The organism is Nocardia sp. NBC_01730, from assembly GCF_035920445.1.
Taxonomy (GTDB): domain Bacteria; phylum Actinomycetota; class Actinomycetes; order Mycobacteriales; family Mycobacteriaceae; genus Nocardia.
The window spans coordinates 8,607,943-8,622,043 of the sequence record NZ_CP109162.1; the positions used below are offsets into that span (position 1 = coordinate 8,607,943).

The window sequence follows — 14,101 nt, forward strand, 5'->3', positions numbered from 1 at the left end:
GTTCATCGTCGGCTTTCCGCAACAGGGAACCGGCGTCGGCGGTCGCTGCCGAGCAGGGCATCGACCGCGACGAAGGTGAGCAGTCCGCAGATCGGGACAACCAGGAAGAACAGCACCTCTTCGAGCGGTAGTGCTCCCGGCAGGATTACGCCGACCAGATACCGGCTGTTGAAACTCCATACGCCGCCGGCGATAGCGAGCAGATCCCACGTCACGAATACCAGTGCGGGCGGCACGACGGCGGCCACCAGCAACCGCGGCCGGCGATAGACACCGCGGCCGAAAAACTCCAGTGGCGCGGTGATCACCAGACAGGCGAGAAGGACGAACAGGTAATGCCACTGTGTCATGTCGACTCCTAGAGTGGTTCGCTGATACCGCGTGCATGGCCCTCATCCGTCGGACGGCGCGGCCACCGGCGGCGGGCCCACTGCGCGTGCGCCAGACCCGTGGCACCGACGTATGCCCGTCGGAGCCTGCCGACCCTGGCGCGCTGCCCGAACACCTCGAAAGCGCTGTCCTCTATACGATCCAAAATCTCCGAATACAGCCTGAGCGCGGTCGCCACGCACGGGCGTGAGCGGGGTGCCAAAAGTTCGATCCCGTCGCGAGCGTAATCGTAGATTTCCCTGGTGAGGGCATGTTGAGCGGCGAGCGCGTCGCGCACCCGCGAGTCGATGCGTTGCTCTCGCCGACACCACATCAGCAGATCCCGGTCGACACCGTGCGCGGCCAGCTCGTCAACGGGCAGGTAGACCCGACCGCGCGCCAAATCCTCATCGATGTCACGCAGGAAGTTGGTGAGCTGAAACGCCTTCCCCAGTGCTGCGGCGTAGGGGGCAGCCTGCCCTTCGTTATCGACAGTGCCCAGTATCGGCAGCAGTTGCAGCCCGATTACTTCCGCCGAGCCGTAGATGTAGCGGTCGAGCGCGTTGCGGTCCGGGTAGTCGGTGACGGTCAGGTCCATGCGCATCGACGCCAGGAATGCATCGAACAGTTCCCCGGGAATGTTGTAACGGACGGCCGTGTGCAGCACGGCGGCCAGCACCGGATCACCATCGCTGTCGCCGGATCTGAATTGGCGTGCCAGCACTGCCAGGCGGGCCGCGCGGTCGGCGGCGGTCAGGGCGGGATCGAATTCGTCGAGGATGTCGTCGGCGCGGCGGGCGAATCCGTACAGTGCGTGCACCGCGGGACGCTGATCAGGCGCTAGCAATCTGGTGGCGAGGAAGAACGTCTTGCCGTGGCGAGCGTTGAGGGTGCGGCAGCACCGATACGATTCGCGCAGTCCCGGATCGGTGATGTCGGCGGCGTCGAGTTCCGTGGCGGTCATTTCGGACCTGCTTCGGACGAGGCGCGCACCGATGCTGGCGCACCGGTTGCGCTCCGGACCCGTGGGTGCCCGGTGACGCGGTCGGCGGCGAGCCGCCCGGAGATCAGCACGGGCGGTATACCGACCCCGGGCACCGTCGAACCGCCCGCAAGGACCACGTTGTCGATCCCGCGAATCATGTTGGCGGGCCGAAACGGACCGGTCTGGGCGAAGGTGTGCGCCAGCGCGAAGGGACTGCCTGCCAGCATGTCCTGGCGGGCCCAGTCCGCAGGCGTCACGACCCGCAGCACCTCGAGATCGCGCCAATCACGTCCCAGGCGGTGCTGGGCGACATCCAGTATCCGCGCGGTGTATTCCTCCTGGAAGTGGGGCCAATCGATGTGCCCCGCTTCGAGGTTCGGTACCGGCACCAGCAGGTAGAACAAATCGCGGCCCGGCGGGGCCAGGCTCGGATCTGCTGCGGTGGGACAGGTCAGCAACAGCGAGGGATCGGACATGACCCGGCCTTCGGTGATGATCTCTCGGAACGCGTCGTGCCACGCTCTGCCGAACAACAGCCGGTGATGCGTGGTCGGCGCTTCACCGGAACGACAGCCGAGGTGCAGCACGAGCGCGGATGGTGCGGCCCGCACCGTGAGCAGCCGACGCGAGCGGTGGCCGAGCAGTTCGTAGGTGCGATGTCGTTCGGTGGTCAAAACCACTGTGTCACAGTCGATTCGCTCCCCACGATCGGTGTGCACCGCCGTAACCCGGCCGCCGGAACGCGTCAGCTCGGTGACCGTGCTCTGATAGCGGATACGCACCCCGGCCGCGGTGGCCGCATCCGCGAGGGCATCAGCAACCGAGTGCATTCCCCCGAGAGGGAAATAGACACCCGACATGGTGTCCATGTAAGCGATCACCGCGTAGGCCGCGAGAGCCCGAACAGGTGAGACGCCGGCGTAGAGAGATTGAAAGGTGAACACGCGCCGCAGATCCGGATCGGAGATGAATTCGGCGACCTTGCCGTCCCATCGGCGAAACCCACCCAGGGCGGTCAAGCGGGCCAGTGCCGGAGTGAGCATCGACAGCGGGGAGTCGAAGTTGGCCGCGATGAACCGATCGAACTCGGTCCGGTACAACTGGGTCAGCCAGTCCCGCAGGCGTCGATAGCCGGCAACTTGCCCGCCTCCGGCGAATTCACTGACCGCCTGCGCCATCAGCTCCTCGTCGCTGTGCACGGCCAGGGTGCGGCCATCGGCGTAGATCGCGTGATAGGCGGGTGTGACTGCGCGTAGTTCCAGTCGATCTTCGGTGCGTTCCCCGACGGCGGCGAACACATCGTCGAGCACTTCCGGCATGGTCAGAACGGTGGGGCCGGTGTCGATGCGGTAGCCGTTCACATCCAACCGCCCCATCCGGCCGCCCGGACCGGATTCACGCTCGATGACGGTCACTTCGCGTCCCCGGCCTGCCAGATGGATGGCCGCCGACAAGCCCGCGAGCCCAGCGCCTACGACCACCACGTGGTCCGTCGATCCGGTCACGGTACGCATCGGTTTCTCCTCGTCAGGACTTTCGTGCGGTGCACAGCAGTGCCATCTGTCCCAGCGCTGCGATCCGGTCCCGTGCCAGCGGCGCGGTCGCCAGGACACGGGTCGCCGCGTCGACCCGGTCGTCGATCATCGCCTCGACGTGTTGCGGTGCGCCCGACTCGGCTATCAAACAGCGGCAGCGTCGAGAGCGGGCCGGCGCATGCTCATATCTCTTCCTCCTGCCGCGTGGTCACCAAGGATTCGTTCGCCGGCATCGTGGGTACCGGGTCTCCCACCTCCGCGAGTACGGACGCGATGATCTCGAAGGGTGTGTACCGCGCCATCTCCATACCCAGCCGGCCCGCGGCAACCCGAAAAGCGGCGTCACCGAATACACGGTCGACCGCGGCCGCTATATCGGCCGGTTCGGGTGCGGCACCGCCGAGATCGATACCCACGCCGGTATAGGCCACGCGGGCGGCGACCTCCGGCTTGTCCGCGGTATCTCCTGCCGCGATCACCGGGACGCCGTGACTCAACGCCTGCTGTACGCCGCCGTAACCGCCGTTGGTGATCATCAGGTCGACATGTGGAAGCAAGTGTGAATAGGGGACGAAATCGCATATGTGGATATGTGGGGGTAGCGGCCCCAGACGCACGCTCGCACCGCCGGTGCTGACCGCCACGACCACCTCGGGGCGCTGCGACAACGCCCTCAACGCGGGTCGGAACAACTGGTCGGCATTGCCGTTGTCCCAGGTGCCCTGGGTTACGTGCACGATCCGACGCCCGCTGCGCAGGACGGCATCCAACCAGGGCGGCGCCTCGAACCGGGTCGACACCGACACCGGAACCGGTCCGGTGAAGACCACCGAGGACGGGAGGTCGCGCCGGCGATATTCGAAACCTGGAACGGTGAACTGCAGTATCCGGTCCGCGAGGATCGGCCAATCGAGCAGAAAAACCGGGGCGGGCCGGATACCGAGGTCTCCCAGAATGGAATTCAACCTGGCCTGTGATGTTCGGAAGAGCACCCGCTGCACAAAATGGTTCATCGCCGTGTAGTCGCGCCCGGGTCGCGGCTGCCAGCCCACTCCGAACGGCGGGCAGTCGGCACTGGACAGCGTGAGCGGTCCGACTCCGCAGACCAGCACCGGCGGCCGGGGACCGCCGGACAGGAGCAGCGGTATCGCACCACTGAACATCGAGTCCACCAGCACTGCGTCGAAATCTCGGCGGGCCAGCTCAGCCGACAGTGCCGCGTATTGCGCCACCATCGGCGCAAGCAGAATCGATCGCAGTTCCGCTCGGCCGATACACCAGCGGTGGGCCAGTCCGCGTCCCGGTTGCCGCGTCACGGGAAGGACATGGGTTTCACCCGGCAGTTCCGATAGCGGCACGTCGTGTTCGGTCGCGATATCGCGGAACCCGGCTCCGGTGAGCAATCGGACTCGGTGCCCACGCCGGCGGAGCTCGCACGCGACTGTCATCAGCGGCAGCACGTGACCGGGTATGGGGCTCGCGGCCAGCAAATATCGACCCATCCAGAGGTTCCTCGCTGATCTGTTGCCGGATTGCCTAGTCACATCCTGCGTGTGGTGTCGATGCCGACTGCTCCGCGCCGCGAATTGCGACTGCCCGGCCGCGGACTTGCGCGATGTCCACGACCGACGCGGTATCAGCCGTCACGTCGATGTCGCGATGGTCACATCCTACCCATTCATACGATGCGATAGCGATTCATTCGTCGTCGAGCAGTTCCACCGGACCGACCGCCGCTACCAGTTCCACGACCCGGGCCCCAGTGATCACTGCGCACCACCTCGATGTCCGGAAGGATCGGCTCCGACCGCGGGCGTGCCGGTGGCCTGCGCGCGTTCGGCGGTTCCGATGATGTTGCGGACCATGCCGCCGAACACAGCATCGTGAAACGGCGTAAGTGCCTTCCAGTAGAGATGCCCGGCCAGTCCGTGTGGCTGGAAGACGGCTCGTTGCCGGTAGCGGGCTCCGCCACCAGGTTCGGGTTCGACCCCGAGTTCGAGCCAGGCCAGTCCCGGCACCCGCATTTCGGCACGGAGCCGCAGTAAGCGCGGACGGTCGATGAATTCGACGCGCCACCAGTCGAGGGCCTCGCCTGGATGCAGGCGGTGCGGATCCTTGCGGCCGCGGCGCAGCCCGACCCCGCCACTGACGCGATCGATCCAGCCGCGCAGCGACCATGCCAGCGGAAATGAATACCACCCGTTCTCGCCGCCGATCGATTCGATGACCGCCCACAGTGTGTCGGGGCCGGCGAGGGTTCGCCGTTCGCGGACATCTTCGTAGAGCGATCCCCCGGACCACTCCGGGTCACTCGGCAGCGGGTCCGACGGCGCGCCCGCAGTGCTCGCATCCGACCACCGAGTCGGGACCTCCGCATTGCGGATTCGGGCCAAAGCGAGTTCGACGGCCCTCTCATAGCTGGTCGGACCGCCGTCGGGTTCGGGGATGTAGGCGCCGACGTCGTGGTCGTGGCACACCACCTCGTGCACGAGTGATTCGATCAGCGGCACCGCCAGCGCGCGCGGCACCGGAGTGACCACATTGACCCATTGGGCCGACAACCACGGCGTGAGCACCGGAACGGGCAGCACCATCCGATGCGGCAGACCAGCCACCGCCGCATACTTTTCAATCATCGTCAAATAGGTCAGGACATCCGGACCACCGATGTCGAACGAACGGTTGACGTCGGAGGGCAGCTCGGCGGATCGCACCAGGTAGTAGAGAACATCACGCACGGCGATTGGCTGGATCCGGTTGTGCACCCATCGTGGGGCGACCATCGCGGGCAGCCGTTCGGACAGGTAGCGCAGCATCTCGAAACTAGCCGATCCGGACCCGATGATCACCGCCGCGCGCAATTCCACGGTTGGTACGCCGGATTCCCTGAGGATCGCCCCGACCTCCGCGCGGGAAGCAAGGTGGCGTGACAGGGGGGTTTGTTCCGGGATGATGCCCCCGAGGTAGACGATGCGCCGCACGCCGGCCGCCCGAGCCGCCGCCCCGACGGTCCGCGCGGCGCGCTGGTCGATATCAGCGAAGTCGCGTCGGGTCAGCGAGTGCACCAGATAGTAGACGACCTCTTGACCGACCACCGCAGCTCGCACATCATCGTCATTGGTGACATCTCCGCGCACCACCTCGACCCGGTCCCGCCACGGGACCTCCGCCAGCTTGACCGGTGTTCGGGCTACTACCCGGACCTGGTGACCGGCTTGCGCCAATTCGGGCACCAGTCGGCCACCTATGTATCCGGTGGCTCCAAAAACTACACACCGCATGTCCGATCACCGTTCTCCCTGTTCGCGACCTACAGGCCGAGGCCCGGTATGGACGGCTGCCGCCTTGGCGGCTCGTCGCACGGATACCCGTGCGGTCTCATTCGATACCTGAAGGATCCACCTCCCGAGCCGGCATGCATCGTTTTTACCTCGATCGTGCGGAACTCGATCCCTCCGACCATGAGCCGAAACAACTCTGAGGAGCTATCAGATGAGAGCAGATTCCTCCAGAACCGGTTCCGTACAAAGGTTCCGCAAAACCGTCCGCGCCATTGCCGCGGTCGCGGTGCTCGCCGGAGCTCTGGCGTCCACCACGGCGACCGCATCTGCCGCGCCCGGTGACACGGGCTGGCAGCCGTTGTCCCCGATCGCGTCCCTGGACGTGCAGCGCTACCTTGGAGATTGGTACCAGGTCGCCGCCGTTCCGCAACCGTACAATCTCGACTGCGCCCGCGACACCGTCGCGAATTACCAACTGATCGACCCGAGCAACATTCGAGTCGAAAACAGCTGCACCACCTGGACCGGCGCCACGAACCGCATCATCGGAAACGCCCGGATCACCGACCCGGCCAGTCAGGCCCAGCTGCACGTCAGTTTCCCCCAGGTGCCCTTTCAAAACTCCCCCGACGGTCCCACCAACTACATCGTCACCTACGTAGGCGACGACTACTCCTGGGCACTCGTCGGGGATCCGCTGCGTTTGTCCGGATTCGTGCTGTCACGATCACCGGCCGTCGATGCGGCACGATGGCATGAGATCCAGACAGTTGTGGCCGCCCGCGGTTACAACCCGTGCCTACTGCTGACCTCACCGACCCTGGGCGGCGCAGCCGACATCCGCCCCCTCTGCACCGTGTAGGCGGACCGAGCCCGTGTCCTACTCCGGCGGGCTCACCGCCAGTCGACTCGGCCACCAGATCCGGAGCCCTGCTCGGTGCCGTGCACTGGAGTCCCTTCCCGCGTCCGGGTAACGAGGAAGATCGTGTAGTCCACCCCCAGCGCAAGCAAACCTCCTGGGGCCGGAGCTGTAGACGGGACCGGCAGGCGGTGCGGGAAACCGATTCGCAGGATGCTTGCGGTGATCGCGGCCGCGATCACCATCAGCGCGCTCTTCCCTGGTATCAGTTCGGCCGTGTCGATGACGATCGCCCGACCGTCCGGCATACATCGAATCGCTACTCGCCTTCGCTCGCAGCCGCCAATGGACCGCCATTTCGACCGGACGTTGGTGGGCCCCGGCCAATGACCCGCACCGCGCTGACCGCCGCAGCCTCGGCAGGGCCTGACTGCGGCATGCGCTCGGTTAGGCCGAGGAGGGTGACGTGGGAGCTGAAGATTGTCCAGTGAGCAACGTTGATCGGCGCGGTATGCCCTGCGCCGGCACGGTGTGTGCCGCGTCGCATACCGTCTCCGACCGGAGGGCAATACTGTCTGAGCATGGGCGAATCGACGATCGAGACGCAACAGGACGCCACCAGGCCGCTGCGCGACGACATCCGGTTTCTCGGTGGCGTGCTCGGTGACATCATCCGCGATCACGAGGGACCTGAGGTCTTCGACCTGATCGAGCGGGTGCGTATCGAGGCGTTTCGGGTGCGCCGCGAGGAGGTCGGACGCAGCGCCGTCGCGGAGATGCTCGACGGTGTCGACATCGCGGTGGCTCTTCCGCTCATCCGCGCGTTCAGTTATTTCGTGCTGCTGGCGAATCTGGCCGAGGATATCCAGCGTGATCGTCGCCGCGCCGCGCACGAGGCGGCCGGGGAGCCGCCGCAGGATTCGTCGCTGGCGGCGACCTACCGCAAGCTGGACGCGGCCGCGCTGGACGGTGACCGGGTTGCCGATCTGCTGGCCGACGCGCTGGTGTCGCCGGTGATCACCGCGCACCCGACCGAGACCCGCCGTCGCACGGTCTTCGACGTGCAGACCCGGATCACCGAGCTGATGCGCCTGCGCCAGCGCTACACCGAGACCGAGCGTGAGCGCGCCGATTTCGAGCAGCAGATCCGCCGACAGGTGTTGAGCCTGTGGCACACCGCGCTGATCCGGTTGGCGCGCTTGCGGATCCAGGACGAGATCTCGGTGGGTCTGCGCTACTACGACATCACCCTGTTCGACGTGATCCCGGCGATCAACGCCGAAGTGCGCGCCGCCCTGCGCTCGCGCTGGCCGGGAGTCGAGCTGCTGAGGTGCCCGATCCTGCGTCCCGGCTCGTGGATCGGCGGCGACCGCGACGGAAATCCTTTTGTGAACGCTGATGTCGTGCGGCAGGCGGCATACCGGGCCGCGGCCGTCGCCTTCGAGCGCTATCTGCACGAGCTGGTCGAGCTGGAGAAATCGCTGTCGCTCTCGGCCCGTCTCGTCGCGGTGACGCCCGAGGTGGCCGCTCTCGCCGCGGCCGGTTACCGCGATCCGACCATGCACGCCGACGAGCCGTATCGCCGTGCACTGCACCATATTCGAGGGCGTGTGACCGCCACTGTCAAGGCCGCGATCGGGGAGGTTCCGCCCGGTGGCCTCGACGTCGGGGCGCAGCCCTATCCGATGCCGCAGGCAGTTCTCGACGATCTCGACGCGGTGGACGCGTCGCTGCGCGGCAGCGGTGACGACTTGCTCGCCGACGACCGTCTCGCGCGGCTGCGCCACGCGGTGGAGACGTTCGGCTTCCACCTACAGGGTCTGGACATGCGACAGAATTCCGAGGTGCACGAGCAGGTGGTCACCGAGCTGCTGGCTTGGGCAGGCGTGCACCCGGACTACGCGAGTTTGTCCGAGGCGCAGCGGGTGGAGCTGCTCGCGGCCGAGCTGCGCACCCGCCGCCCGCTGCTCGGCCCGCATGCGCGGCTGAGCGAGCTCGCCGCGAAGGAACTCGACATTGTCCGCGCCGCACGGGATGCCGTGGCGGTCCTCGGTGCCGAGGCGGTGCCCAACTACGTGATCAGCATGTGCACGTCGGTCAGCGACCTGCTCGAGGCCGCACTGTTGCTGAAGGAGGGCGGGCTGCTCGATCCCGGCGAGCCGGACGGGCCGCCGAGCTGCTCGGTGGGCATCGTGCCGCTGTTCGAGACCATCGAGGACCTGGGCGCCGGTGCCGCGACCCTGGCCGCGGCACTGGAGGTTCCGGTCTATCACGAGCTGGTGGCGGCACAGGGGATGCGCCAGGAGGTGATGCTCGGCTACTCCGACTCCAACAAGGACGGCGGGTATCTGGCCGCCAACTGGGCGCTGTATCGGGCCGAGCTGGATCTGATCGAGGTCGCCCGCGAGACCGGAATCCGGTTGCGGCTCTTCCACGGTCGCGGCGGCACCGTCGGCCGGGGCGGCGGCCGCAGCTACGACGCCATTCTCGCCCAGCCCGCAGGCGCGGTGCGCGGCTCGCTGCGGCTCACCGAACAGGGCGAGGTGATCGCGGCCAAGTACGCGGAACCCGGTGCGGCGCATCGCAATCTCGAGTCGCTGATCGCGGGCACCTTGGAGTCGACGCTGCTCGACGTGGAGGGCCTCGGCCCGGACGCGGAGCCGTCCTACGGAATCATGGACGACCTGGCGGAGCGCGCCCGCGCGGCGTACGCCCGCCTCGTGCACGACACCCCGGGATTCGTCGAGTACTTCCGCCAGTCCACGCCGGTCGCCGAGGTCGGCGACCTGAACATCGGCAGCAGGCCCGCCTCGCGCAAGCCGACGAACTCGGTCGCCGACCTGCGTGCCATACCGTGGGTGATGTCCTGGAGTCAGGCGCGGGTGATGCTGCCCGGCTGGTACGGCACCGGGACGGCGCTGGAGGAGTGGATCGGCGGCGATCCGGAGCGCCTGGCGACCCTGGCCGATCTCTACCGTCGCTGGCCGTTCTTCCGTACGGTGCTGTCGAACCTGGCCCAGGTGATGGCCAAGAGCGACCTCGACATCGCCGCCCGCTACGCCGAACTGGTCGACGATGTGGCGTTGCGGGAGCAGATCTTCGGCATGATCCGCGACGAGCACGCCCGCACCATCCGCATGCACGCCGCCATCACCGGCAACGACCACCTGCTCGCCGACAATCCCTCGCTCGCCGAGTCCATCCACAACCGCTTCCCCTATCTGGAACCGCTCAACCAGATGCAGGTGGAACTGCTGCGCCGCCTCCGGGCCGGTGATGACTCGGAACTCGTGAGGCGAGGAATCCTGCTGACCATGAACGGCCTGGCCACCGCGCTCCGCAACTCCGGCTGACCGCTCGGCGCCGCGAAGAGATATCAAGGGGTGACGATGGCGACGGCGTCGATCTCGACGAGCATCTCGGGGCGGGGGAGTCCGGTGAAGACGGTGGTGCGGCTGGGCAGCACGCCGTCGGTGGTGTGCGCGGTGACGAATTCGCCGTAGGCGTTGTTCATCGCGGCGAAATCGTCGCGGGTCGTGAGGTAGACGCGCAGCATGACGACGTCGTCGAACCCGGCGCCGCTCGCCTCGACGATCGCCTTGACGTTCCGCAGCGTCCGGGTCGTCTGCGCGGCGACGTCCCCCGGGTGCAAATACTCGCCGCTGGCCGGGTCCACCGGACCCTGGCCGGAGACCTGCACGAACGGGCCCTTGCGCACGCCCTGGGAGAAGGTGTGCGCGGGTGCCGGCGCGTCGGTGGTGCGGATGGCGATCTTCTCGCTCATGGTCGGCCTTTCGTCGCGGTGGTGACCCGGCTGGGAATCCAGCCGAGTTCGGCGGAGATGGCCTCGGCCGCCGCGTGGACCCGCGGCAGTTCGGCCAGCACCTGGTCGTAGTCGAGCACCATGTCCGGCACCGACATGGACACCGCCGCGACCACGGCGCCGGTACCGTCGCGGACCGGAACGCCGATGCAGTTCACGAAGCTCTCGTGCTCTTCGTGGTCTTCCGCATGGCCCTGTGCCGCAACCTTTTCCAGTTCCCGCACATAGTGCTCGGGTGTGCGGATGGTGCGCTCGGTGAAGGGGTGATAGTCGATCTTCTCGGCGATCGCCTGCCACTCCGCGCGCGGCTGCGACGACACCAGCACCTTGCCGACGGCGGTGCAGTGCAGCGGGGCCGGGCGTCCGATGCGCGAGTACATGCGCACGCTCTGGGTGGCATCGAGTTTGTCGATGTAGACCGCCTCGCCGGACTCGTAGGTGGCGAGATGGATCGTCTGTTTCGTCGCGGCGTTGAGCGCGGCGAGGTGCGGGCGCGCCAGGGTTCGCACGTCGCGCTGCTCGAGCGTGCGGTTGGCCAGTTCGAACAGCCGCGAACCGAGCATGTACCGGTGCTGGCTGTCGTGGGTGACGAACCGCTGCGCCTCCATGGTCTGCAACAGGCGAAGCACGGTCGACTTGTGCACGCCCAGCTGTGCCGCCAACTGCTCCAGCGACCGGGAGTCCTCACCCAGCGACACGAGGATGGTCAACGCACGCGACAAACTCTGGCTCATGACGCTCTACTCTCGGTGACCACGGCGTCGCTGTAATACAGCTCGGCCCAGGTGGATTCGTCGATGTCGGCAAGCCGCTCCAGTACTGGGCGCGGCGGGAGCTCGGCCACGTCACCGGATCCGGTGAGGGCGGCCGCGGCGCACAGGTGCCCGAGGCGCAGGCGCTGCTCCAGCGGCCTGCCGTGCAGGAGCGCGGCCAGGTAGCCGCCCGCGAACGCGTCTCCGGCCCCGATGCGCTCGGTGACGTCGAGAGTCAGTGCGGGCACCTCGACGCGCCGCGTTCCGTCGAAGCCGGTGACCGTGTGCCTGTCGTTCTTCACGATCAGCTGTCGCGGCTCGGGGAACAACGCGCGCAACTCGTCGGCGTGACCGGTGCCGAACACCGCGAGTGCCTCGTCGGCGCCGAGAAACACCACATCACTGCCGCGCACGTGGTGCGCGAGTATCTCGGCCGCCGTGCTGCGGCCGGTCCACAACGCGGGGCGGTAGTTCAGGTCGAAGCTCACGAGCCTGTCGTCGCGGGCGAGGGCGATCAGCGCCTCGGTGAGTTCGGTCGCCGATTCCGACAGCGCCGTGGTGATGCCGGTGAAGTGGATCAGTTCGCAGCCTTCGAGCAGCTGGGCGGCGGGCGGTACGGCGAGATCGGCCGCCGACAGCGCGCTGGCCGCGGAGCCGGTGCGGTAGTACAGCATTCGGCTCGCCCGCTCGGCAAGATCGGTGGCCCGGCCGGAGCCGCCGCCGCGTTCCTTGACGTACACCGCCGTCGGCCGCCGCGGATCGGTGCCAACCGCCGACACGTCGACGCCGCGCTCGGCGAGGTGGTGCACGAGATACCGCCCGAACCCATCGTCGCCGACTCGGGACAGCCAGGCGGTGGCCACACCCAGCTGGGTCAGCACGGTGGCCGCGTTCGCCTCGGCGCCGCCCGCGGTTCGCTTGAAGGTCTCGGACTCCTCCAGCGGGCCCGGCCGGGCCACCAGCACCGCGAGTCCTTCGCCGACGGTCACCGCCCGCGGGCGCGGCGACGGTCGAACGCCCGTCGGCCCGGGCGGCTCGAGCCACGTCACACCGATCTCCTCTCTGCTCTTGCGGCCACCGGCCATCCCGTGCAGAATAACCAGACCAAACACGATGTGCAACAAGTGTTGCACATATTGCAATAGCTATCGGATATGTGTACGGGCCTGGCCTGGAAGGAATGCCGTGTCGATCGACCAAGCAGTCGTAGCAGCACTCGGGGACCGCACCATCGGGCCCGAGCACAAAGGCCTGCCGCCGGCGTCCTGGGGGCACACCGTGCGCGAATTCCTGGCGACCGCCCCGACTCTCGACCAGCTGGAGACACCGATCCTGACCGTCGACCGGTCGGCCGTCTCGGCGAACGTCGCGATAATGGCCGACTGGGTGAGCGCGGCAGGCGTGCGGTTGGCGCCACACGGCAAGACCACGATGGCCCCGCAGCTGTGGGCCGAACAGCTGGCCTCCGGGTCGTGGGGGATCACCCTGGCGACCATCTGGCAGACGCAGGTCGCGCGATCCTTCGGCGTCGCGCGGGTGCTGCTGGCCAACGCGTTGGTCGATCCGGTCGGACTGCATTGGGTGGCGGCGGAATCGGCGAACGATCCGTCGTTCGAGTTCGTCTGCTGGGCCGACAGCGTCGAAACGGTCGCGCTGATGCAGGAGCATCTGAGCACGGCCCCAGGTGCGGAGCGGGTCCGTGTGCTGGTGGAACTCGGTGGGCCGCATGGCCGTACCGGCGCGCGCACCGTCGACCAGGCGCTTGCCGTGGCGGAGGCGATCGATGCGGCGTCGCGACTGGCGCTGGCCGGGGTGGGCGGTTATGAGGGCGCGCTCGCGCACGACCGCACCCCGGACGGCATCCGCGCGGTGCGCGACTACCTGGACGAACTCGCGCGCCTGCACCGCGAGATCGACGCCGCCGGACTGTACCGAAGCCCGGCGATCGTCACCGCGGGCGGCAGCGCCTACCCCGACCTGGTCGTCGAACGCCTCGCCCTGCTCGCCGACGAGCAGGGCGCCTCGGGTGTCTCGACCACGGTCGTCCTGCGGTCCGGGGCCTATCTCATCCACGACGACGGCTTTTACGCGGGTATTTCACCCTTGGCGGCGCCGCGAGGCGAGAAGCCGCTGCGCTCGGCGATGCACGGCTGGGCGCGCACACTCTCGCGCCCGGAGCCCGGGCTCGCTCTGCTGGACGCGGGGAAGCGCGATCTTCCCTTCGATGAGGGGCTTCCGGTCCCGCAACGGGTTGCGGGACCGGAAGGCACTCCACTGGACCCGGCCGCCACGGTGTCGGCGCTCAACGACCAGCACACCTTCCTGCGGCTACCGGATGGCGACGCGACGGAACTGCCGATCGGCACGGTGGTGCGCCTCGGCCTGTCCCATCCGTGCACCGCCTTCGACAAATGGCGGCTCATTCCCGTGATCGACGACGCCGACGCTGCGACGCCGCGCGTCGTCGACTTCCTGCACACCTTCTTCTGATGAGCCG

General features: G+C 67.6%; 13 protein-coding genes. 3 read left to right on the forward strand and 10 right to left on the reverse strand.

Going from position 1 to position 14,101, the window contains the following annotated elements:
* Positions 1–2: 2 nt before the first annotated feature.
* From OHB12_RS35665 to OHB12_RS35690, 6 genes are all read right to left on the reverse strand, one after another.
* Entirely contained in the window at positions 3–350 is a 348-nt protein-coding gene (locus OHB12_RS35665) for a lycopene cyclase domain-containing protein (protein ID WP_327114829.1), read from the reverse strand.
* An 8-nt stretch (positions 351–358) separates the two neighbouring features.
* Positions 359–1,333, reverse strand: coding sequence for a phytoene/squalene synthase family protein (locus OHB12_RS35670; RefSeq protein WP_327114831.1), 975 nt, complete (start codon positions 1,331–1,333; stop codon positions 359–361).
* Complete coding sequence (gene crtI / locus OHB12_RS35675) at positions 1,330–2,868, reverse strand: phytoene desaturase family protein (protein WP_327114833.1); 1,539 nt, start codon at positions 2,866–2,868, stop codon at positions 1,330–1,332. The genes OHB12_RS35670 and crtI overlap by 4 nt, the downstream gene beginning before the upstream one ends.
* A 13-nt stretch (positions 2,869–2,881) precedes the next feature.
* Positions 2,882–3,037: a hypothetical protein gene (locus tag OHB12_RS35680; protein ID WP_327114835.1), complete on the reverse strand. Its 156-nt coding sequence runs from the start codon at positions 3,035–3,037 to the stop codon at positions 2,882–2,884.
* Between the two features lie 34 nt (positions 3,038–3,071).
* A complete protein-coding gene (locus OHB12_RS35685) occupies positions 3,072–4,391 on the reverse strand; it encodes a glycosyltransferase (protein ID WP_327114837.1) in 1,320 nt (439 codons plus the stop codon).
* A 264-nt stretch (positions 4,392–4,655) separates the two neighbouring features.
* Positions 4,656–6,170 (reverse strand): SDR family oxidoreductase, encoded by a 1,515-nt coding sequence (locus OHB12_RS35690; RefSeq protein WP_327114838.1) that lies wholly within the window; start codon positions 6,168–6,170, stop codon positions 4,656–4,658.
* A gap of 211 nt (positions 6,171–6,381) precedes the next feature.
* On the opposite strand from OHB12_RS35690, the gene OHB12_RS35695 reads away from it, so the two are divergent.
* The gene (locus OHB12_RS35695) at positions 6,382–7,032 is read left to right on the forward strand and encodes a lipocalin family protein (protein WP_327114839.1); all 651 of its coding nucleotides are present in this window, start codon (positions 6,382–6,384) and stop codon (positions 7,030–7,032) included.
* A 32-nt stretch (positions 7,033–7,064) separates the two neighbouring features.
* On the opposite strand, the gene OHB12_RS36580 is transcribed toward OHB12_RS35695, so the two are convergent.
* On the reverse strand, positions 7,065–7,337 hold the full coding sequence (locus OHB12_RS36580) for a hypothetical protein (RefSeq protein WP_442799917.1): 273 nt from the start codon (positions 7,335–7,337) through the stop codon (positions 7,065–7,067).
* 273 nt (positions 7,338–7,610) lie between these two features.
* Between OHB12_RS36580 and ppc the strand changes: the two genes are divergently transcribed.
* The gene (ppc, locus tag OHB12_RS35705) at positions 7,611–10,382 is read left to right on the forward strand and encodes a phosphoenolpyruvate carboxylase (protein WP_327114841.1); all 2,772 of its coding nucleotides are present in this window, start codon (positions 7,611–7,613) and stop codon (positions 10,380–10,382) included.
* A 23-nt stretch (positions 10,383–10,405) separates the two neighbouring features.
* Here ppc and OHB12_RS35710 read toward each other — a convergent pair whose 3' ends face one another.
* Genes OHB12_RS35710 through OHB12_RS35720 form a run of 3 tightly spaced genes read right to left on the reverse strand, consistent with a single transcriptional unit; the run spans position 10,406 to position 12,653 of the window.
* Positions 10,406–10,813: a RidA family protein gene (locus OHB12_RS35710; RefSeq protein ID WP_327114843.1), complete on the reverse strand. Its 408-nt coding sequence runs from the start codon at positions 10,811–10,813 to the stop codon at positions 10,406–10,408.
* Positions 10,810–11,586 (reverse strand): IclR family transcriptional regulator, encoded by a 777-nt coding sequence (locus OHB12_RS35715; RefSeq protein ID WP_327114845.1) that lies wholly within the window; start codon positions 11,584–11,586, stop codon positions 10,810–10,812. Before OHB12_RS35715 ends, OHB12_RS35710 begins: the two co-directional genes overlap by 4 nt.
* Entirely contained in the window at positions 11,583–12,653 is a 1,071-nt protein-coding gene (locus OHB12_RS35720; protein WP_327114847.1) for a sugar kinase, read from the reverse strand. Before OHB12_RS35720 ends, OHB12_RS35715 begins: the two co-directional genes overlap by 4 nt.
* A 142-nt stretch (positions 12,654–12,795) precedes the next feature.
* Here OHB12_RS35720 and OHB12_RS35725 point away from each other — a divergent pair, with 142 nt between their 5' ends.
* Complete coding sequence (locus OHB12_RS35725; protein ID WP_442800169.1) at positions 12,796–14,094, forward strand: amino acid deaminase; 1,299 nt, start codon at positions 12,796–12,798, stop codon at positions 14,092–14,094.
* Positions 14,095–14,101 lie beyond the last annotated feature (7 nt).